This window comes from Marinobacter segnicrescens (genome assembly GCF_900111555.1).
Classification (GTDB): Bacteria; Pseudomonadota; Gammaproteobacteria; order Pseudomonadales; family Oleiphilaceae; genus Marinobacter; species Marinobacter segnicrescens.
Genome location: NZ_FOHZ01000004.1, coordinates 221,755 through 241,737, shown reverse-complemented (window position 1 = coordinate 241,737; position 19,983 = coordinate 221,755). Strand labels below are relative to the sequence as shown.

At 57.5% G+C, this 19,983-nt stretch carries 18 protein-coding genes; 6 read left to right on the top strand and 12 right to left on the bottom strand.

All coding sequences use genetic code 11. The features are described from left to right. Positions 1–223 precede the first annotated feature (223 nt). Positions 224–916, top strand: a complete 693-nt coding sequence (locus tag BM036_RS06695) for a VIT1/CCC1 transporter family protein (RefSeq protein ID WP_091849735.1) — start codon at positions 224–226, stop codon at positions 914–916. A gap of 15 nt (positions 917–931) precedes the next feature. On the opposite strand, the gene BM036_RS06690 is transcribed toward BM036_RS06695, so the two are convergent. The 4 genes from BM036_RS06690 to BM036_RS06675 all read right to left on the bottom strand — a co-directional run bounded on the left by BM036_RS06690 (position 932) and on the right by BM036_RS06675 (position 5,464). Further along, positions 932–3,148 carry a PepSY domain-containing protein gene (locus BM036_RS06690; RefSeq protein ID WP_091849733.1) on the bottom strand — a complete coding sequence of 739 codons (2,217 nt, stop codon included), beginning with the start codon at positions 3,146–3,148 and terminating at the stop codon, positions 932–934. A 19-nt stretch (positions 3,149–3,167) separates the two neighbouring features. Continuing rightward, positions 3,168–3,641, bottom strand: a complete 474-nt coding sequence (locus tag BM036_RS06685) for a DUF2271 domain-containing protein (protein WP_091849731.1) — start codon at positions 3,639–3,641, stop codon at positions 3,168–3,170. Positions 3,642–3,696: 55 nt separating this feature from the next. After that, positions 3,697–4,083: a PepSY domain-containing protein gene (locus BM036_RS06680; RefSeq protein WP_091849729.1), complete on the bottom strand. Its 387-nt coding sequence runs from the start codon at positions 4,081–4,083 to the stop codon at positions 3,697–3,699. Positions 4,084–4,159: 76 nt separating this feature from the next. After that, complete coding sequence (locus BM036_RS06675; protein WP_091849727.1) at positions 4,160–5,464, bottom strand: ferredoxin reductase family protein; 1,305 nt, start codon at positions 5,462–5,464, stop codon at positions 4,160–4,162. 167 nt (positions 5,465–5,631) lie between these two features. On the opposite strand from BM036_RS06675, the gene BM036_RS06670 reads away from it, so the two are divergent. Both BM036_RS06670 and BM036_RS06665 read left to right on the top strand, forming a co-directional pair. After that, complete coding sequence (locus BM036_RS06670; protein WP_091849778.1) at positions 5,632–6,297, top strand: response regulator; 666 nt, start codon at positions 5,632–5,634, stop codon at positions 6,295–6,297. Next, on the top strand, positions 6,287–7,606 hold the full coding sequence (locus tag BM036_RS06665; protein WP_091849725.1) for a sensor histidine kinase: 1,320 nt from the start codon (positions 6,287–6,289) through the stop codon (positions 7,604–7,606). The genes BM036_RS06670 and BM036_RS06665 overlap by 11 nt, the downstream gene beginning before the upstream one ends. A gap of 270 nt (positions 7,607–7,876) precedes the next feature. On the opposite strand, the gene BM036_RS06660 is transcribed toward BM036_RS06665, so the two are convergent. Together BM036_RS06660 and BM036_RS06655 are read right to left on the bottom strand one after the other, a co-directional pair. Next, positions 7,877–8,770, bottom strand: coding sequence for an HAD-IC family P-type ATPase (locus tag BM036_RS06660; RefSeq protein WP_091849723.1), 894 nt, complete (start codon positions 8,768–8,770; stop codon positions 7,877–7,879). Beyond that, positions 8,746–9,771 carry a P-type ATPase actuator domain-containing protein gene (locus BM036_RS06655; protein ID WP_177186014.1) on the bottom strand — a complete coding sequence of 342 codons (1,026 nt, stop codon included), beginning with the start codon at positions 9,769–9,771 and terminating at the stop codon, positions 8,746–8,748. Before BM036_RS06655 ends, BM036_RS06660 begins: the two co-directional genes overlap by 25 nt. 287 nt (positions 9,772–10,058) lie before the next feature. On the opposite strand from BM036_RS06655, the gene BM036_RS06650 reads away from it, so the two are divergent. Next, positions 10,059–11,024: a calcium/sodium antiporter gene (locus BM036_RS06650; protein ID WP_091849719.1), complete on the top strand. Its 966-nt coding sequence runs from the start codon at positions 10,059–10,061 to the stop codon at positions 11,022–11,024. A 50-nt stretch (positions 11,025–11,074) separates the two neighbouring features. Here the strand turns inward: BM036_RS06650 and BM036_RS06645 are convergent, their stop codons facing one another. The 4 genes from BM036_RS06645 to BM036_RS06630 all read right to left on the bottom strand — a co-directional run bounded on the left by BM036_RS06645 (position 11,075) and on the right by BM036_RS06630 (position 15,347). After that, positions 11,075–12,691: a methyl-accepting chemotaxis protein gene (locus BM036_RS06645; protein WP_091849717.1), complete on the bottom strand. Its 1,617-nt coding sequence runs from the start codon at positions 12,689–12,691 to the stop codon at positions 11,075–11,077. 109 nt (positions 12,692–12,800) lie between these two features. Then, positions 12,801–13,298, bottom strand: coding sequence for a shikimate kinase (locus BM036_RS06640; protein WP_091849715.1), 498 nt, complete (start codon positions 13,296–13,298; stop codon positions 12,801–12,803). Positions 13,299–13,305: 7 nt separating this feature from the next. Then, a complete protein-coding gene (gene sstT, locus BM036_RS06635) occupies positions 13,306–14,529 on the bottom strand; it encodes a serine/threonine transporter SstT (RefSeq protein WP_091849714.1) in 1,224 nt (407 codons plus the stop codon). A gap of 218 nt (positions 14,530–14,747) precedes the next feature. Next, positions 14,748–15,347: an outer membrane beta-barrel protein gene (locus tag BM036_RS06630; protein ID WP_091849712.1), complete on the bottom strand. Its 600-nt coding sequence runs from the start codon at positions 15,345–15,347 to the stop codon at positions 14,748–14,750. A 145-nt stretch (positions 15,348–15,492) separates the two neighbouring features. Between BM036_RS06630 and BM036_RS06625 the strand changes: the two genes are divergently transcribed. Continuing rightward, entirely contained in the window at positions 15,493–16,899 is a 1,407-nt protein-coding gene (locus BM036_RS06625; protein WP_091849710.1) for an amidase, read from the top strand. A 60-nt stretch (positions 16,900–16,959) separates the two neighbouring features. Here BM036_RS06625 and BM036_RS06620 read toward each other — a convergent pair whose 3' ends face one another. Then, positions 16,960–18,339 carry an NAD-dependent succinate-semialdehyde dehydrogenase gene (locus BM036_RS06620; protein WP_091849708.1) on the bottom strand — a complete coding sequence of 460 codons (1,380 nt, stop codon included), beginning with the start codon at positions 18,337–18,339 and terminating at the stop codon, positions 16,960–16,962. Positions 18,340–18,485: 146 nt separating this feature from the next. Next, entirely contained in the window at positions 18,486–19,040 is a 555-nt protein-coding gene (locus BM036_RS06615; RefSeq protein WP_091849706.1) for a DJ-1 family glyoxalase III, read from the bottom strand. A 98-nt stretch (positions 19,041–19,138) separates the two neighbouring features. Here BM036_RS06615 and BM036_RS06610 point away from each other — a divergent pair, with 98 nt between their 5' ends. Beyond that, positions 19,139–19,960 (top strand): M90 family metallopeptidase, encoded by an 822-nt coding sequence (locus tag BM036_RS06610; protein WP_091849704.1) that lies wholly within the window; start codon positions 19,139–19,141, stop codon positions 19,958–19,960. The last annotated feature ends 23 nt before the right edge of the window (positions 19,961–19,983 follow it).

Sequence of the window (19,983 nt, the reverse complement as noted above, 5' to 3'; positions counted from 1 at the left end):
GAACTCTGGGCTATATTTTCTGCGTCTGGACATGAACACTCCTTTGGCACATTGTGCCTCTTTTTAGGAATGTCCGCAGTAACGGGGTAGAACCCTATCTTTTACCTAGTCATGCAAACATGAAGCACCCCGACAGGCTTGAATCATTTACTATTCAAGCTCCGGAACACTGGTAAAACTGATCATCAACCGTCGACTCAGTGAAGATTATGGGATCCCCGCGATGAAACATAAGGAACAGCACAAAACCCACCGGACAGGTTGGCTCCGAGCCGCCGTACTCGGTGCAAATGACGGCATTGTCTCCACCGCGAGCCTTGTTCTTGGCGTTGCTGCCACGGGCGCCAGCGCCGAAAACATCCTGGTTGCCGGTGTCGCGGGGCTCGTCGCCGGTGCCATGTCCATGGCCGCCGGAGAGTATGTCTCGGTCAGCTCTCAGGCCGACACCGAACGCGCTGATTTAAGGCGAGAACAAACGGAGTTGGAGAACAACCCGGAGTCTGAACAGGCAGAATTGACGGCGATATACATCAAGCGCGGGCTGGATGCGGAGCTGGCCTCTACGGTTGCCAGTCAGTTGATGGAACATAATGCGCTTGGCGCACATGCACGGGACGAGTTGGGCATATCTGAGGCCCTGGCTGCACGCCCTGTGCATGCAGCTTTGGCATCAGCTGGCACCTTTGCCGTGGGCGCCGCCCTGCCCTTGCTGATGGTTCTGATCGTTCCGGCGTCTCTGGTTATGTCGGCGGTCTCAGTCAGTTCACTAATATTTCTGGCGTTACTGGGTTCGTTATCAGCGAAGGCGGGCGGTGCCCCGGCATTTCTGGCCGCCCGACGCGTCACCTTCTGGGGCGCATTGGCCATGGCGCTCACAGCTGGAGTAGGGACGCTCTTCGGGGTAGTTGCTGGTTGAAGAGGAAGGGGCCCTTCAGTAAACATCTTCCAGATATCGACCATCCGCTCTGAGCGCTTCCACATCGGTTGCCAGCGGCTTCAGAATCTCATCAATGACCTGCTTTACCCCTGCGGCCATATCCTTGCCACCGCATACCAGAATCTGGGCACCGGCGTTCACCATCTGGCGCACCGCCGATTCATCCTGTTTTAGCTTATCCTGAACATAAGCCCGTTCGTCCGACCGGGAAAATACCGTATTCAGCGCCGTCAGCCGATGGTCATCCAGATAACGACCCAGTTCCGGCTGGTAGAGAAAATCCGATTGCGAACTACGCCCGCCCCAATACAGGTACATGGGATTGCGACTGGCATTCTTCCTGATAAAACCGGCCAGTGGCCCAATCCCGGCACCGGCGCCAATCAATATCACCGGGTTGCTACCGGTTGCCGGTCGGAAGCCCGGGTTATGGCGAATGAAGCTACTGATTCGATTGCCTGGCTTCAACTCATACAAATAGCCGGAGCAAAGCCCTCGAGGCTGCTTGCGCACGCATATCTCCACAACACCGTCTGTGGCAGAGGAAGCCAATGAGTAAAACCGCGGAGCCTGCCCGTTCGGGGGCACAACGCCGAGCAGGTCACCGGCTTCAAATGAAGGTGTCTTACGGTTGCCGGGCACATACCTTCTCCATCCGCCCTGCTCAACCACTTTGAAACGCAGGATGCTGGTAGGCGCCTCCACAGAGAGGCCATAATCCGCCCGTTCTACTAATTCCAACTCTACCGAGGCTGGCGGCAACGGGTTGTAATCCAGCCCAAGCGATGTCCCGATAGTCTGACCGATTTTGTCTCCCCATTTGCTGAATTGTGAAGTGGAGCACCGATCAATCCGCTCAATGCTGTGCAGACGCTTCAGCCCTTTACCAGCGAGCGCCTTATCCACATCTACCGCAAATTTGCAGAAGTTGGGAAACTGGCGGTCACCAAAGCCCAGTACCGCGAAAGTCAGGGCTTTGCCGGGGCGGAAATTATCAAGCCTGGCCATAAAGCGCCGGGCCGAGGCGGGTGCATCGCCATCACCGTAAGTGGAGGTCAGCACGAAAAGCCTGGAGGCCTGTGGATAATGCTCAGCCAGGGCATTCATCTCACTACAATGCACCTTGAATCCCACCTTGCCCAGACTGGCATGCAGTTCCCGGGCAAAGCCCCAGGTGGTGTTCCCTTCAGAGCCTACCAGGATAACTGTATCCGCCCGGGCGGCACCGATATTGTCAGGCAACTTCCCTGACGAGCGGCGGCGTTGCCACCAGATGGTTATTCCGGTCACCGAAAGTACCGGCACGATCAGTGCGGCAGCCCCGAGAATCAGGCCCAGCCACCATAACCCCTCGCCAGTGTGCAAACTCACAATCCACTGCTGCACCACGCTGCCCTTAGCTAGTGGCTGGTACTGCAGCAACTCGCCCGTAGCCTGATCCACAAAACCAGAGCCGCCTGAAGTTGTCAGGGAATAAACATCCTGTGGGTCACCGGGATAGGGAAACACCAGTTCACGAAGTCCGCCAAGATCAACATTACCGAGCGCTTTCAAACTACCCACCGGGGCAGGTTGTCCGCCCGAGACCTCAGCCGGAAACCTCGGCCCGATTTCGGGCGCTTCCGGCAGCAAACCAAAGCGCTGAGCCGACATAAAGGTGCCGGTCAGAGCCGATAACAACAAGCCCAGTACGGCAAACCGGGCTAGCTCGGCATGAATTCGTTTACTGCCAGAGCCGGAAAGCGGCCTTAACAAATTCGCCCAGCCACCGGTACGTCGGGCCAGCAAAAACATTCCTGAAATACACAGAATAAGCATAAAAACAGCGAGTACTCCGGCCATCGCCCTTCCAGCATCATCCAGCATAAACGCGCGATGCAGGTCCTTGACCCAGCCGAAAAAAGCCGAGGACCCGTAGGGTGCAATGCCCTCACCAGTCAGTGGGTTAACCAGGTCCGCACCGGCCTGGCCATCTCGGCTGTAATAAACGATGACGTTGCCGGAATAGGTCCGGACAATCTGTTCGGTCTGCGGGTAATGGGCAACTATCCGGCCAGCCAGCTCGGCAACACTGACTTGGCCGGCACCTGGAATGACCGCGGAGGCTCTATCGAGCGCAGGTGCCAAAGCCAACACAGCACCCGTAACTGAGAGGACTATCAGAAACAGCCCTGCAAACAGGCCCGGTAAGCCGTGAAACTTGCGCAACATGGTGTTAACTCCTGCCGGCTTATTGAAGATCGTAGGTGAGAGAGCGCACATACCCGCGCCCGGAAACCGGCTTGCCCGAACCTTCCGTGGTCAGAGGGGCCACGACATCTGCCCTGATATCGCGCATATCCTCAACGGCAGAGTCAACCCGGACCTCATAGCCGTTGTCGATCAACGAATCATCCAGGTTCAGTGTAATTTTAAGGGTGCGGCCACTGGTGACACTGGCACCGGTCAGGCCATCATACTCCGCCGGATTTAGTCCACTGCCGCGGGCCCAGCCACCCAAGTGCTTGTAGTATTTTGATTTTTTACCCGAAACCCAAAGGGTGCCCTGGTACTCGCCGGCCGCATCCGTAAGATACAGAGCCAGATAGGCTCCATCGCCGTTGTAACTCTGTAACTCGGTCGTGAATGTCACGTCACGGGCCTGGGCGTAAGCGGGTAAAGCCAGAGCGGTGAAAAGACTGAAAGCCAGAACGAACTTTTTCATAACTTGTCTCCGATAAACCGGCGTAATACTGAAACAAATGGACAGAATCGCCCCTTTACTCAACGGTGACTGTCGGGCGACCCTTGACGATACCGTTGCCTGGAATTTGTCTTCTGGCGTTGTCCTGACCATTCTTTCCGGACCATTTGCCGGGGTCCTGGTCATCATCGTCTGCTTCTTCGCGTTCCCAGCTCATCATCATCAGTGAAGCAGGGGCGAAAGAAGCCTCTGCCCTAACGCCATTGGAATCAAATCCCTTGACTTCATAGCAGCCGTCATCGACTTTGATTCTGTGCACGGTCCAGCCTTCCGCTTCCAGCTTTTCACGAAGATTTTCACGGGGCTGCCAATTAGCTACGGGGTCATCGCAGTCATCATCGGCCAGAGCAGTGCCGCTCATAAGCAGCAAAGAAAGGCTCAGAACAATGGGTTTGGTTTTCATGGTGTTTCTCCTACCGGTTGCGTTACATTCACTCTACGACGCTAACCTGACAGTACCCTGAACAAACCAGGCCTTATCAGCGGAACTGGAAGGCTTCTTTATGGAAGCGAGTCAGGCGGAAGGGTGCACCCCTCAAGCCTTTTCGGATAGCTTGCCCCAGGCCTGCCGGACCGCAGAACCAGACCTCTGCAGCTGACCTGCTATTGGTGGACAGCTTATCTGCTGACAACGCCTGCCCCTTGCTACTATCGTGAATCTCGAGATTAATGCCGGAAAAGTCACTGCAAAGCACCCGGAGTCGATCCACCATCGGATCCTGGTCTGCGTTGCGCGTGCAGTAATGCAGATCTGCCTCAGGCACGGTGGCGGTGCAGCCGTCCAGCTCATCAAGCCAGGCCAGGAACGGCGTTACCCCGATGCCCCCGGCTATCCAGACCTGGTGGGACTTGCGGTTGCGTCGGTCGAAGTTAAAACGGCCGTAGGGGCCTTCAATCTTCACTGTTTGACCCACGCTGATTTTTTGGCTGAGATTGCGGGTATAGTCACCAAGGGATTTGATAAGAAACGTGACGGTGCCATTTGCCCGATCCGCACTGGCAAGGGTGAACGGGTGCGCCCCCTCCATACTGTCAAAGGTCACAAAAGCAAACTGTCCCGCACGATGTCCGCGCCATGCCGGCCCCATGTGGCAGGTAACCTCGGTAACATCCCGAGCCGGGGTCTTGATCGCTGTGACCCTGCCGCAAAGCTGGCGACGCCGGCCGACTCTACCAGCCAGGGAAAGCCCGCTGGCAATGCTGCCGCCCAGGAGAAGAATCGCCATCAGCACACCGATTGGCTGCTGCCACCATTGCAACGGAGTGAGCCACGCCGCATGGAAAGCAAGTAACAAATAAAGCACTGGTGTGCCGCGATGCAGATAGCGCCAGTATTTGTAAGGGAACTTGCGCCACAGGGTAATAACCAGCATTGCAAACAACAGATAAACGGCGAATTCGCCTACCTCTTCCGCGGCATCGCGCATGGTGTCGATAAACCCGGAATAATCCTGGTCGAACTTACCGGCCTCACCGAAAATTGACTCTATGACATCGTCGCCCATTTCAATCAGCCAGTGAGCTGCTGCGAATACCACGGCCAGGATGCCGGCCCATTTGTGGGTCAGGTAGATCTGGTCCAGCCCGCCCAGTGGTCGTTCCAGCCAAACCGGGCGCAGCGCCAGCATCATGGCCAGTGACATGAAGGCAATGGATAACAACCCACTGAGCAGTAAGCCCTGGTCGTAGACCGTCCAAGGGGAGCCGGCTCCCGGGCCCGCAGAGAGATTCCAGGCCCACATGCCTGAAACCAACGCAAGGAAAGGCAAAATGATCCGCATCATGAAATCTCCTGCGACCGACACCTGAAATATTCTGAGCAAGGCTACCCCCCGAACCTGACAGCCAGCTGAACGCCGGCGCAGAGCTATAACAGCCTTCATAGCCATTCAGGCTGTTGTCAGGTTCCGGCTGTAGTATCTTGGCCCCAATGCGGGATCAGAGGTGGGTTATGCGGGTACTGTTGGTGGAAGATACGGAGGGATTGGGTGAAGCCGTTCGGGATCAGATCGCAGACGACGGCCACGCGGTGGACTGGGTGCAAACGCTTGGCTTTGCAGAAGCAAGTGTTCAGACCACAACCTACGACCTGATTCTGCTAGACCTTATGTTGCCCGACGGCCATGGTTTCGGCTTTTTACGGAGGCTAAGGGCAGCTGGAATAACAACGCCTGTGATTATTCTTACCGCCAGGGATCAGGTGTCTGACCGAATAGAGGGGCTGAATGCCGGCGCCGACGACTATCTGGTAAAACCCTTTGATCTTTCCGAACTGTCAGCCCGTGTGGCTGCAGTAGCCCGAAGGTACCGGGGTGACCCGAACCCTGTCATACGTTTGGGTGAGCTGGAGGTCGATCTTCGCGACCATCGAATCCATCGCAGCGGACTGCCGATAGAACTCACGGCCCGGGAATGGGCCTTATTCGAGGGCTTTATCCAACGGCCTGGAATGCTACTATCCCGATCGCAACTGGAGGACCGCCTTTACGCCTTCGGAGCCGAGATCGAAAGCAATACGATTGAGGTTTATATCAGTCGCTTGCGAAAAAAACTGGGGCGGGACACGATCGTCACCGTTAGGGGAATGGGCTATCGCCTGGACACTCATGGCCACTAGAAACAGCCTGCAAAAAACTCTCGGTATTGGCCTGACTCTGGGCGTCACCCTGCTCTGGCTGCTGGGCGTTACCGCTTCCGGACTTGTGGCACAGCATGAAATGGATGAGGTCTTTGACAGCGCCCTGGAAGAAACCGCCCAGCGCATACTGCCGTTGGCCGTCACCGACATCCTGAACCGGGAGAATGGCAACGGCAGCCAACGCGCGCCCGCCCTGAAAGATCACGACGAGTATCTGACTTACCTGGTACGAGACGCACAGGGCAATCTCCTGTTGCGCTCCCACGACGCCAACCCTGAGGTTTTTGGCACAACACCCAAAGAGGGGTTTTCAAGCACGCCGACACACCGGCTATATGGCGTGTCGGCGGTCAGTAACACAATCTTTCTGGAAGTGGCTGAACCCCTCGCGCATCGGAGGGAATCTGCACTGGAGGCCGGGCTAGCCTTGCTCTTTCCTCTGATAGTGCTGGTTCCGGTCAGCCTAATGGGTGTCTGGTGGATCGTCCGGCTGTCCCTTCGCAGGGTCGTCGATTTTCAACGAGGCATTGAATCCCGCGGCGCGGGGGATCTTTCCCCTGTTGCAGAGGATAAGTTACCCCGCGAATTTCAACCGATCGCAGTTGCCGTCAACCGGCTGCTCGACCGATTGCACCGTGCGCTTGAGTCAGAACGAAGTTTTACCGCCAACAGTGCCCATGAATTGCGAACTCCACTCGCAACAGCACTCGCCAAAGTGCAGCGACTGAAAATCAGGATATCCGATGATCAAGTCAAAAAGGATGTTACGGAAATTGAAGAGGCTTTGCGTAGCCTGTCGATGTTGTCTGGAAAGCTGCTGGAACTAGCGAAAGCGGAAGGCGGCGGCGCACTTTCACAAAACCAACACGATCTTGTGCCCATACTCGCAATGATTGCCTCGGATCTTGAGGAGCAGGCGCCCGGACGAATCGTGACATCGATGCCGGAAAATGAAGTGAATTCCTTCATTGATCCCGATGCTTTCGCCATTCTTGTACGTAACCTTATCGAGAACGCACTCAAGCATGGCTCCCCGAACGAGCCAGTGGAAGTCAGCCTGTGTGAAGATGGCAGGCTGATAGTGCGAAATGGCGGCCACACAATTTCACCGGAACAGCTCAAGTTGTTGCGGAACCGATTTGAACGCTCGAATACCAATACCTCCGGTTCTGGTCTTGGCCTGGCCATTGCCGACGCGATTGCCGAAGGTGCCGGCATGACCTTGTATTTACGATCGCCGGCAACCGGCCGGCAGGACGGTTTTGAAGCCGAGCTTGTTGCTGAGTGAAACCTTCACTTACTCTCAACTGTGTGATCTGTCACAACTCAATGTCACGCCAATGCTCAGCCACCTAATAAGCCTTGTGCAAAATAACCGGTAGCAAAAGCCAATCCTTCAGCGGCATTACCCATCAAAGGTGTGCAAGGTCCCGGTCGCGAAACTGGTACGCCGTAGACTGCGTTCTTTAGCATGCCGGTAGCTAAAAACACTATCCCCGCCAGGCCAGGACTCGCCATGAATTGTTTTCAATATAGATAAAGAGCAGAGAAGAACAGGTCAGTCAGTTCCATCTCCGCCAAGGCGTGCACTCGCCCATTGATCGTAGACAACCGGGAGAGCAACGAAGACTCCACTTAGTCCAGCAATGAGCCAGTCGTCGAAATGCAATGGGCGCAGTGCCAGTAGCGTCGAAAGCATCGGCACCTGAATGAAAATCAAGGCCGAGAGAAGGGCCCCCGCCATGACTACTGATGCCGCTATACCACGAAACCTGCTCAATGCCGCAGTAAGACCCGCACCAGCGAATATCAGTACGGCGAGTGCCATTGCTCTCGCATGCTCGATGTCGCGACCTAAACCCAGGCTTCGAGCATAACTCCAGTAGACCAACACCGTGACAAGTAATCCGGTAAAGCCGATGATGACCGTCTGACGAGCATCAAAAAAATGCTTCACGCGTCTTGATGGGTGGGATCGAAGGGAATCATGTTGGGCGGCATTCTGAAAAACCAGTAGCGCCGTCGGGTGAATAATCAACTCAAGCCAGACAATGTGGATCGGCAAGTAGAGAATCGGGAAACCCATCAACGGAATCAACGCGGCAGTCAGAACAAGCGGGATGTGAATCATAAGCAGGTATTGATAACTCTGCTGAAGATTATTGAAGAGCTGCCGCCCCTCCGCGATTGCATCCACAATGGTTCGGAAATTGTCGTCCATCAGCACGATGGAAGCCACTTCCCTCGCTGCGCGTGTCCCCCGCTCCCCCATTGCAATGCCAATATCGGCGCACTTCAGTGCTGGCACGTCGTTCACGCCGTCCCCCGTTACTGCAACGAGTTCTCCCTGGGCTTGCAGATGCTGCACCAATGCGTGCTTTTGTGCTGGAATGGCGCGGGCGACCACATCGACAGCACGTATGGCTGTTACATCGTTGTTCGCCAGGCGCATGCGAGCACCTTGTGACCTTCCGCTGCAAGCTGGCCTACCTGTGTTTGCCAACTGGTCATTTCGGTCGTTGATACAGTACACATGGAAAGCACTGTCTCCGGCGCCCCCTTAACCAGGGCCATTGCCTTGCCCTGTTGCTCAACAACCGTGGTCTCACGTTTCCGAGCCTCTGTGAACGGAAAACTGGCGAGGACTGTTGGCTCATCGTCACAGCCGGAGGCTTGAAACAGGGCATCGTCCAGTGGGTCACCAGAGTCGCGACGTGACGCCAGACAGGCCATCGTCAGCAAACGTTCGCGAGAGCTACCTTCGACCGGGAGCGGATGAGCCAGGGCGGTATGTACGATCTCACCGTATAATGTTTCCCGACCGGTAAATACAACCCGAAGGTAGGCGTTGCCAGTAAGCATACGGGTTCCCGCAAACCCCCAGGCCGAATCATCGAGGGCCATATCCTTACCGGGAACCCAGCTCGAGCAAGCCGCTACCTTGCGCACCGGGTAGGCTTCCCCGGTCAGCGCCGATTCATCAACCTGCGCCGATTCAACAGAGACTAACAGACCATCCGCCGGGAATGGCTGGCCACCGGAGACCTCCACCAGGTCGCCGGGCACCAGCTCCCTCGCGTCGACTACCTCCCTCTGCCCTTGCCGTACAACGGTGGCCCGTGCAGCCAACAGGTCGGCTAGCGTGGCGGTGGAAGCCTGGGTGCGACGGTGCAAGTATGCGTCCATGCAAAGAAAAGGAATCAGCGCAATCGCCAGCACCAGCGATTCAGTACGGCTACCGGTCAGAAAAAAAAGGATGCTCGTGCCCAGCAGAAACCACAGCATCGGATCCCGCAGCGTATCCTTGACCAGGGCTGACCAGCCGCCGCCAGGCGCTTCAACGATTATGTTGGTACCGAATTTCTGTCGATTTTGAAGGACGCCTTGCGCAGAGAGACTTGCTAGCCCTTCGGGCAATGACCCCAGACGGTCTAAAGGGATAATTCTTTTCACGGGCAACCCAAGCGCTGAGCATCTCACCAAGTTTGCTTAACTCATAGTTGGTGCTCTTGATTTGTGCAACCTCCCTGAGAGAAAGGGAGGTGATCCATCGTCTATGTTACCTGCATGGCGCCCGGATTATTGTCGAACTACCCTTTCCAGGGTCTTCTACTCGAAGTCACTTCAGCTGAGTTGATGGCGGCAACTCCGCCCAAATCCGGCATAGGTAAAACTTGCTAATTGCATCTAGCCGGTCAATACCGTGCAATCCACTGCGCTGGACACGGGAGTTCCGAACTATGCTGATTGCCCTGATTGCTGTTGTTGCCGGACTGGTGTTGCTGGTCTGGAGTGCCGGCCGTTTTGTTGGAGGCGCTTCTGCCACGGCCGCTCATTTTGGCATGCCGCCACTGTTGATTGGCATGGTGATAGTGGGCTTCGGCACGTCCGCGCCGGAAATGGTGGTGTCTGCCCTTGCCGCATCGCAGGGTAATCCGGGGCTAGCCCTTGGCAACGCCTATGGCTCAAACATCACCAACATTGCGCTGATACTGGGTATCACCGCAATGCTGGCACCTATTGCGGTGCACTCCCAGGTGATGCGCAAAGAACTGCCCATTCTCACAGTTGTGACGTTGTTTGCTGGCTGGCAACTGTTTGATGGCGAGCTCAGTCGCATGGATGCCGCTGTCCTGATCGGGGTATTTTTAGTGCTGATAGGCTGGAGCATCTGGTCTGGTCTTCGAAGCCCTTCTGACTCCATGGCAGCGGACGTCTCAACCGAGCTGGGGGTCCACTCCATGCCGATCCGCAAGGCGTTGATCTGGCTGGTGGCCGGGCTGGTAGTGCTGATCATCAGCTCCCGGATCCTGGTGTGGGGGGCGGTTGACCTGGCCACCGCTTTTGGGGTGAGCGACCTGGTCATTGGCCTGACAATCGTGGCCATAGGCACGTCCCTGCCGGAGCTGGCCTCGTCGATCATCGCGGCCCGCAAGGGTGAGCACGACCTGGCTCTGGGCAATATCCTGGGCTCCAACCTGTTCAACACCCTGGCGGTGGTGGGCATCGCCGGAACGATTTCACCCATGGCCGTCGCCGGCGACGTACTGACCCGGGATCTGCCGGTCATGGTGCTGTTGACCATCGGATTGTTCGTGCTGGGGTATGGCTTTCGTGGACCTGGCCGGATCAACCGGTTTGAGGGGGCGGCGATGCTGGCTGTCTTTATCGGTTATACCGGTTACCTTGCCGCTACCGCTTTCTGATCAAAGGGTCCGGGAGACCGGCCACGCAGGATGCGTGACTGGACCGGAGGTCAGGACTGCGACAACCGGAACTGTTCGATGGTCTTGCGCAGGGTTTCTGCCATGGCCAGCAGGTCACCGGCGATACGGGCAGTTTCCTGGGCGTCACTGGAGGTCTGCTCTGCCGAGCGGCTGATCTCGATCACATTCTGGTTGATGGAGTCCGAGACCTCGCTCTGCTCGTTGGCCGCGTTTTCCATCTGTTCATTCAGACCGGTGATCTCGCGCACCTCGGTGGCAATGGTCTGAAGTTCCTTTTCCACCCGCAGTATGGCGTCAACCTGTTGCTGGGCCATCTCTGAGGCATGGCGCATGGTACCCACGCACTCCACCACTTCCTTCTTGAGCCCTTCAATCGTGCGGCGAATCTCCTCGGTGGAATCCTGGGTACGAGAAGCCAGCGCTCGCACTTCATCCGCCACCACCGAGAAGCCACGGCCCTGCTCCCCTGCCCTGGCGGCTTCAATGGCAGCGTTCAGGGCCAGCAGGTTGGTCTGGTCAGCGATCTCGGAGATCAGTTCCAGGCGGGTGGCCATTTCCGTCGTGCGCTGGTCCAGTTGCCCGATGCGGTGGGCACCTTCCTGTACTTCCGTGTTGAGCAACTCAATACCTTCCACGGCCTTGCGCGCCAGGCCCTCGCCATTCTCGGCAGACCGGGTAGTGTCGGCGGACTTGCGTGCAGTGGAAACGGCGTTTTCGCGGACCTGGACCGCGGAAGCGGCCATCTCCGTGGTGGCACTGGCCACCTGGTCGGTATTGTCTTTCTGGGCCAGCACCTCACGCTCGGTGGTTTCTGCCTTCGCGGCGATGGCACGGGCAGCGGTCTCCACTCGGGCAGCGCTGTCCATAACCGTATTCATGCTCTCGCGAATCTTGCTCACCATGCGGTTGAAGGCACGGGAGACGGAGCCGATCTCATCATTGCGGGTCACCTCAAGCTCCAGCGAGAGATCGGAATTACGGGAAATCTCGTCCATCCGATCGTGCAAGCCCTGGAGCCTCGAAAACACCAGCCGCCCCAGGAAGACGGTGGTAAGCAGGAAGATCACCAGAAAAATCAGTACCTGAATGCCACCGTTCACCATCAACTGCTGCTGCAGTCGTGCGTCACTCGCCGCCAGGGAGTAGTCCACACGAATGGCCCCAAGCACATCCCCTTCCTGCGCCTGGTGGCAACCAAGGCAATTGACACCCTGATAGTTCTCGCTGGCGACCACAGGCTCAATCATGGTGAAAACACGGCCCTGCTCGTTCTCGCTGTACAACTCAACCTTTTCACCGTCCAGCGCGCGCAGATCCTCAGGCTCCCGCCGCTGCTCATCGGAGTTGCCGGCACCGTACATGGCGTTAAGCTGATCACTGCGGATCACCCGCACATCCAGCACATCCTCCGGTGCCGTTACCTTATTGCGGAGCACTTCCCGGTTGCCGATGGTGCCGGTCACCATCATCGTATTCAGGCCGTCGAAATAGGACTTGGCCAGGTTATCTACGTACTTGTGACTGAACTCCTCGAGGTGCGCCTGCTGGGACCAGGAGCTGTAGGCCAGGGTAAACACCAGGATGACGGTAAAGGCGAGGGCCAACGCGGCAAGTAACAGGAAACGGATGGAGTATTGTTTTTTCATGGGGTCCCGGGATCAGTGAGCAACTACAGAATTGACGGCCGTACGGCGGATTACTTTATACCTCTGCGTCAATTTTTTACTGATCTGGGTCAGGTCAGAAACGACTCTCTCAGCTCACTGCCGAAAGCACCGCCTCACACACCTCATCATGAGTAAGGCCCGCCCCATTCACCGTTACATCCGCGTAGCGGGTGTACAGCGCAAAGCGTTCCTCAAACAGCTCGGACAGGGATTGATCAGGCCGTCGGGAAATGCCTCGCAGGCTGTAATCACCGATGCGCTCGACGACAACATCCAGGGGGATGTCGAGGAAGACCACGGTTCCATTGACTTTGAGGTGTTTCATGGCGGCGTCGCTGTATACCGCACTGCCGCCGGTGCTGATGACGTGGTTATCGACGGTAAGTTTCAGGAGCACCTGCTCCTCTATCTTTCGCAGAGCCTGGTAGCCGTCCTGGTCGACGATTTCCTGCAATGTGCGCCCCGACTCCTGCTGGATCAGCAGATCGGTATCCACGAAGCCCATTCCCAGTCGCTTGGCCACAAGCACACCTACGGTGCTCTTGCCGCTGCCGGGCATGCCGATAAAGACCAGGTTGCGTGCCATCGCCTGATTACCCCTCTTTGCGCTCGGCTGCTCGACAGGCGGCAGCGGTGAACAGTACGTCGGTAGACGAATTCAGGGCCGTTTCCGTCGAATCCTGGACAACGCTGATCACAAAGCCAATGGCGACCACCTGCATGGCAACTTCCGTAGAAATACCGAACAGGCTGGTCGCCAGCGGAATCAGCAGCAACGACCCGCCAGCAACACCGGAAACCCCGCAGGCCGCCAGGGCTGACACGACGCACAGCAGCAGTGCCGTAGCAAAGTCCACCGGGATGCCCAGCGTATTGGCAGCGGCCAGGGTAATGACGGAAATGGTGATCGCTGCGCCCGCCATATTGATAGTCGCACCCAGCGGGATAGAAATGCTGTAGGTGTCCGGGTCGAGCTTTAGCCGTTCACACAGCTCCATGTTAACTGGAATATTCGCGGCGGAGCTGCGAGTAAAGAACGCTGTGATCGCACTCCCCCTCAAACAGGCAAAGACCAGGGGGAAAGGGTTCTGGCGGGTTTTCAGGAACACGATCAGCGGGTTGGTCACCAATGCCACAAAGAGCATGCAACCGACAATAACGCCCAGCAGCCGGCCATATTCCAGCAGGGCCCCTATACCTGTCTCAGCCAGAGTGTTGGCCACCAGGCCCAGAATACCCAACGGCGCAAAGCGAATGACAATATGAACAATACCCGAAACGGCATCTGAAAGATCGTTCAGCACCTTGCTGGTGGCCTCATTGGCCTGTCGGAGCATGAAACCCAGCCCCACAGACCAGGCCAGTATGGCAATGAAGTTGCCTTCCATCAGCGCGGTAACCGGGTTAGCGACCATACTCAGCAGCAGGTCCCGCAGGATTTCGAGAATGCTTCCCGGTGGCTCGCCGCGTACCTCCGGCATATCCAGCGTCAGCTCTGTCGGAAAGATAAAACTGGCAACAACCGCAACCAGGGCAGCGATGAGGGTGCCAACGATATATAGCACCAGAACTCCACGGATATGCGTGGGCTGTCCCTTCTCATGGGCCGCGATGGCGGCTGCCACTAGCACGAATACAAGGATGGGAGCGACTGCCTTCAGCGCCGAAATAAACAACTGACCCAGGATGGAAAAAGACTTGGCAGTCTCGGGCGAAATCAGCGCCAGCGCTACCCCGGCAATGATGCCGATCGTTATCTGAGGGATCAGACCCAACTGCAGAAGGGGGCGGAAAAACTTGCTTAACCCGTTGGACACGAATGCCTCCTATTGGTCAGCGACGGACAACGTCTCCGCCACAGGTAGTTCAGATAGTCTGCCCCTGAAACAAAAAAAGAAAAGCAGATCAGCGATATGCTGATCTGCTTTTCTTTTTATAGTGTTTGGAACAATTTGTGCCGAGTATGATACCGCTGCCTGGCTATTGGCCGCAAATTGAGCCGGATCTCAGCCAGGCGGAGCATGGCGCGGACGGATCAGAACCGGACTTCAGGCCCGAAACTGAAGACCTGGATATCGGTCTCGCCGATGTCGTCGTTGCCAACATCAACGAGGTAATCCCAGTCTGCCCGCAGGCTGATGTCCTGGTTGATATCGTACCGCGCGCCGAGACCTGTACGCAGAGCGACACCATCTTCTTTGTCGGAATCAGAAACCCGAGCCAATCCATTGGTAGCGCTGACATTGTAATCAATCAGCCAATACATGGCGCCAGCTTTGGCAAAAACCTGAAATGGTCCTGTTCCGGGGATTCCAAGCTGCAACGTGGCATCAGCAAAATGACCGTTTGCCTCGGCTGCGGCAGTGATGCCTAGCGCACTGACAGAAGCATCCACATCGTCCATATAGCGATATCCGAACTCGATATCCGTATAACCATTGAGCTGAACACCGCCATGGATACGTCCGGTGAACGCCGTGTCATCGCAGGAATCAAGCGCACTGTCGCAAAAGTCTTTCACTTTCGCTTGCCCGAAAGACAGCCCAAAATAACCGGTTCCACCGTCTGCAGCATTGGCATGGCCAGCAAAGGCCAGGAGAGTCGTGGCGGTGATCAAAAGCGTTCTGGTTTTCACGTGTACATCCCTTTAAGGTTGTGGATATTTGAAGGGGCGCGAGTATCAGCAGATAGTTAGCAACCTTCAAGCCGGTTTGACGAAGATTTACATTTGGCCCTCCCTGATCGGACCGGTAATAACCCAACAAGCAGAAGGTCAGACAATGCCCCTGAACAATCCCGAATTCGCCACCATGACCGAGCTGGCCAAAGCCTACCGGTCCCGCGAGCTCTCCCCTGTTGAGGTCACCCGGCTGATGCTGGAGCGGATCGAGAAGCTGGACCCTCACCTGCGCAGCTTTGTCACAGTAACCGCCGACAAGGCCTTGGCGCAGGCCCGGCAGGCAGAGCAGGAAATGGCGCGGGGAGAATTCCGGGGACCAATGCACGGCGTTCCGGTTGGGTTGAAGGACCTGTGCAGGACCGCGGGGATCCGCACCACCTGGGGCACAAAGGTGCTCTCCGACTACATACCTGACGAAGACGCGACCGTGGTGCGCCGACTGGCAGACGCGGGCGCTGTTATGCTTGGAAAACTGCAGATGACAGAAGGAGCCTTTGGGGCCCACCATCCGGACATACCCGCCCCCCTCAATCCCTGGGGCGATGAATACTGGTCCGGCGTGTCGTCCAGTGGTTCCGGGGTCGCTACGGCGGCGGGCCTCTGCTATGGCGCCGTCGGCACGGATACCGGCGGTTCCATCCGCTACCCGTCCGGCGCCAATGGGCTGACCGGACTGAAACCAACCTGGGGCCGGGTCAGCCGACATGGAGTGCTGGCGCTGGCAGACTCCCTGGATCATATCGGCCCCATGACCCGTTCAGCCGCCGACGCCGGCGCCATGCTGGGCGCCATGGCCGGGGAAGATCCCCGTGACCCCACAAGCCTCCCCACTCCGGTGCCGGATTACCTGGCTAATATTGACAAGGGCATGCGGGGACCGACGATTGGCGTTGCACCTGCTGACATGGACGGGGTGTGCGATGCGGCGACACTCAGGGTCATCGACGAAGCCCGGCGGGTGATGACCGAACTGGGCGCGAAAGTCACTGAATACCAGTTGCCGCCCAGCTCGGCAGCAATGCGAAATAACTGGGGCCGGTACTGTGCGGTAGAGACAGCCATCGCCCATGAGGCTACCTACCCGTCACGCAAGGACGACTATGGCCCCGTGCTTGCGGGACTGATCGAAGCTGGCCGGCGCCTGGGCGCCACCGACCTGATGAAAATGCATCACACCCGACTCATGTTCGCCGGCGATCTGCGCAAACTCTTTGAGGCATTCGATTTACTGCTGGTGCCGGTGCACCCGTTCAGCAATCCCACGATTGAACGCTATAACCGCCTGCTGCGTGACCCGCAGACCATGAACGAGTCGTTACGTTATACAGCGCCCTACAATATGTCCGGCAGTCCCACGATCACCCTGCCGGGAGGCTTTACGGACACAGGTCTGCCGGTAGGCTTTCAGCTGGTTGGGCGGCACCTGGATGAAGCCTTACTGGTGCAAGCCGGGCATGCCTTCCAGCAGGTCACTGACTGGCACACACGACACCCCCAATCGGCCTGACACCCAACAGAACAACCAGTCGTCACCCCGCTCCTGGCAGGGTGACGACCAGTATCCCCATCATGACTCGGTAATCATCACCGACTTCACATTCACGAACTCATGCATGCCAAAGCCGCCATGTTCCCGGCCATAACCGCTTGCCTTCACCCCGCCGAACGGCAGGTTGGGTTGGGCCAGGTTGTAGCCATTGATGTTGACCATGCCGGTATCAAACTCTTCCCTGGCCATTTCGATGGCGCGGGCTTCGTTCTGGCTGAAGATACCGCCACCGAGGCCGTAAGGGGAGTCGTTGGCCACTTTCATGGCTTCCTCGGCGTCTTTTACCCGAATCAGTGACGCCACCGGGCCGAACAATTCCTCATCGTAGGCCGGCTGGCCTGGGACGACGTTTTCCAGCACCGTCGCCGGGTAGAAGCAGCCCTTGCCTTCCGGGATCTCGCCACCCAACAGACAGGTAGCACCGTTATCGACGGACTTGCGAACCTGCTCATGCAGGCCATCACGCAGGTCTTTCCTCGCCATCGGCCCCATCACCGTTTCTTTCTGGGTGGGGTCACCGAAAGTGATCTGCTTCATCTGCTCCAGGTAGGCATCCCGGAACTGGTCGTAGATGGCGTCTTCCACAATGAAGCGCTTGGCTGCAACACAGGTCTGACCGGTGTTATAGACCCGTCCCTGCACGCAGTACTGCACTGCTTTTTTCAGGTCTGCATCCGCCAGAATCAGGTAGGCGTCGTTACTGCCCAGCTCCAGCACGGTTTTCTTGAGCACCTTGGCTGCTCGTTGGGCCACCGCACGACCGGCGTTGGGACTGCCGGTCAGGGTGACACCACGAACCAACGGGTTCTCGATAACATCGTTGGAGACGTCATGGTCGATCAGCAGGGTGCGGAAGGCATTTTCCGGGAAGCCGGCATCGCGATAGAGCTTCTCTACTTCCAGGGCCATGCCCCAAACGTTCGGCGCGTGCTTGAGCAGCACGGTGTTGCCGGCAATCAGGTTGGCGGCACTGTAGCGAATCACCTGGTATAGCGGGAAGTTCCAGGGCTGGATACCGTAGATAACCCCCTCGGGCTGAAAGGTCACCAGGGCACGGCCACCGTTGAGTTCCCGCTCCTGGTCGGCCAGTTCTTTCGGGCCCTGCTCCGCGGTGTATTCACAGATGGCGGCACAAAGCTCGCATTCCTGTTTGCCCTGGGCCAGGGTCTTGCCCATTTCCCGGGTCATCAGTCTGGCGTATTCGTCCTTGCGCTCACGGATCAGTTCCGCTGCTTTGCGGAACGCCTTTGCCCGCTCGTCAAAGCTGGTTTTCCGCCAGGTCCCGAAGGCCTCGTGACATTGTTGGACAACCTTTGCAGCCTCGTCCCGGGACATTAGCTGGTAGGTTTCCAGTACCTCATCGGTTGCGGGGTTGACGGTTTGATAGGTGTCAGACATCGCCTTGCCTCCATTTTGGAGAAGTGAAGTTACGTCCGTTTGACGTCGCCATCGGTGGTACGAAGTCATCCCGAAAATGTAGCAGTCACAGTCCCAAAACGAGGCAAAGATTACCGAATCTTATTGTGGTACCCGTGTTGTTCCATTCAGGGCAACATCATTGGTGCAGCGACCTGGTCACGTACATCCTCGCCACAGACGCGGGCCACCAGCTCGAGTGCGAACTCCAGGGCAGAACCGGGGCCCTGACTGGTGATGCAGTTGCGATCCACAACCACCCGTTCATCAACCCGTGACTGGTCTGGCAAGGCCTCGCGGAAGCCTGCATGCCCCGTAGCGGCAACCCCGTCCAGCAGGCCGTGGGGCGCCAGTGCCACCGCAGGGGCTGCACAGATGGCGGCGTACCAGAAGCCTGCGTCCCGTTGCTTGCGCAGGCGGTCTATCAACAAGGCACAGTCCGACAGGTTCCGGGCACCGGGCATGCCGCCGGGCAAGGCAATCAGGTCATAATCGTGTTCGACGCAATCCTGTAGCAGGGCATCAGCCGTAATGCGGGTACGGCGGGACGCTGTGATGGTCTTGTGCTCATGGACGCTGGCCACGGTGACCTCCACATTTGCGCGCCGGAGCACATCAATGATAGTGACGGACTCGATCTCTTCACTGCCATCGGCAATGGGTACCAATGCGGTCTTGTTCATGGAACCTCCGGTTAACACTTGTTGGCGACCTGTTTTGGTCACATTACTGTACTATAGCAATAGCATCACCGACGCCCCGCAAGGATCGGCCATAGCCCATGTCCCCTGCTATCACCTTTGCCCTGTTTGCCCTCGCCGCCATCACCTTTGCGGTGTTCTATCTGTTCTTCTACCGGAACTGGCGGCGGAACCGCGAGTTGAAACGGCCATTCCCCAGGGCCTGGCGCAAGCTGCTCAAATCACAGGTGCCCCTCTATCGACGCTTGCCTGCACAACTGAAAAGGGAGCTGGAACAGCGAGTACAACTGTTCCTGTCCGAGAAGGACTTCTACGGCTGTGACGGCTTCGCAGTGGATGACCGGGTGCGGCTCACGGTCGCCGGACACGCCTGCCTGCTGATCCTCGCCCGCTCCTACAGCGACTACGACGAGGTGCGGAGCATACTGGTCTACCCCGGCGCCTATTACGTGACCGAACCTCGCCAGAACGGCATGGTGGTGGATATGGAGCACCAGGTACGCGCCGGCGAGGCATCGTCGTTTGGCCAGGTTGTGCTGTCCTGGGATGACTGCGAGCACGCTGCCCGGGCACCGGGCAGTGATCACAATGTCATTCTGCACGAGTTCGCCCACCAACTGGATTACCTGGATGGCAGTGCCGATGGCGCCCCTCCGCTAGCCGGGGAGCAGGCCCGTCACTGGCAAAAAACCATGAGCGAAGCCTACGAACAGCTGCAGCTCTCTCTGGAACGACACCAGGACAGCTGGCTCGACCCGTACGGGGCCACTGAACCCGCCGAGTTCTTTGCGGTACTCACGGAAACCTTTTACCAGCAGCCGGCCCACCTGAAGCAACAACAGCCCGGCGTATACCAGGCACTCTGCAACTTCTATCGGTTGAACCCGCTGGACTTCCATTAACGGTAAGACGGCGGCCGGAGCCC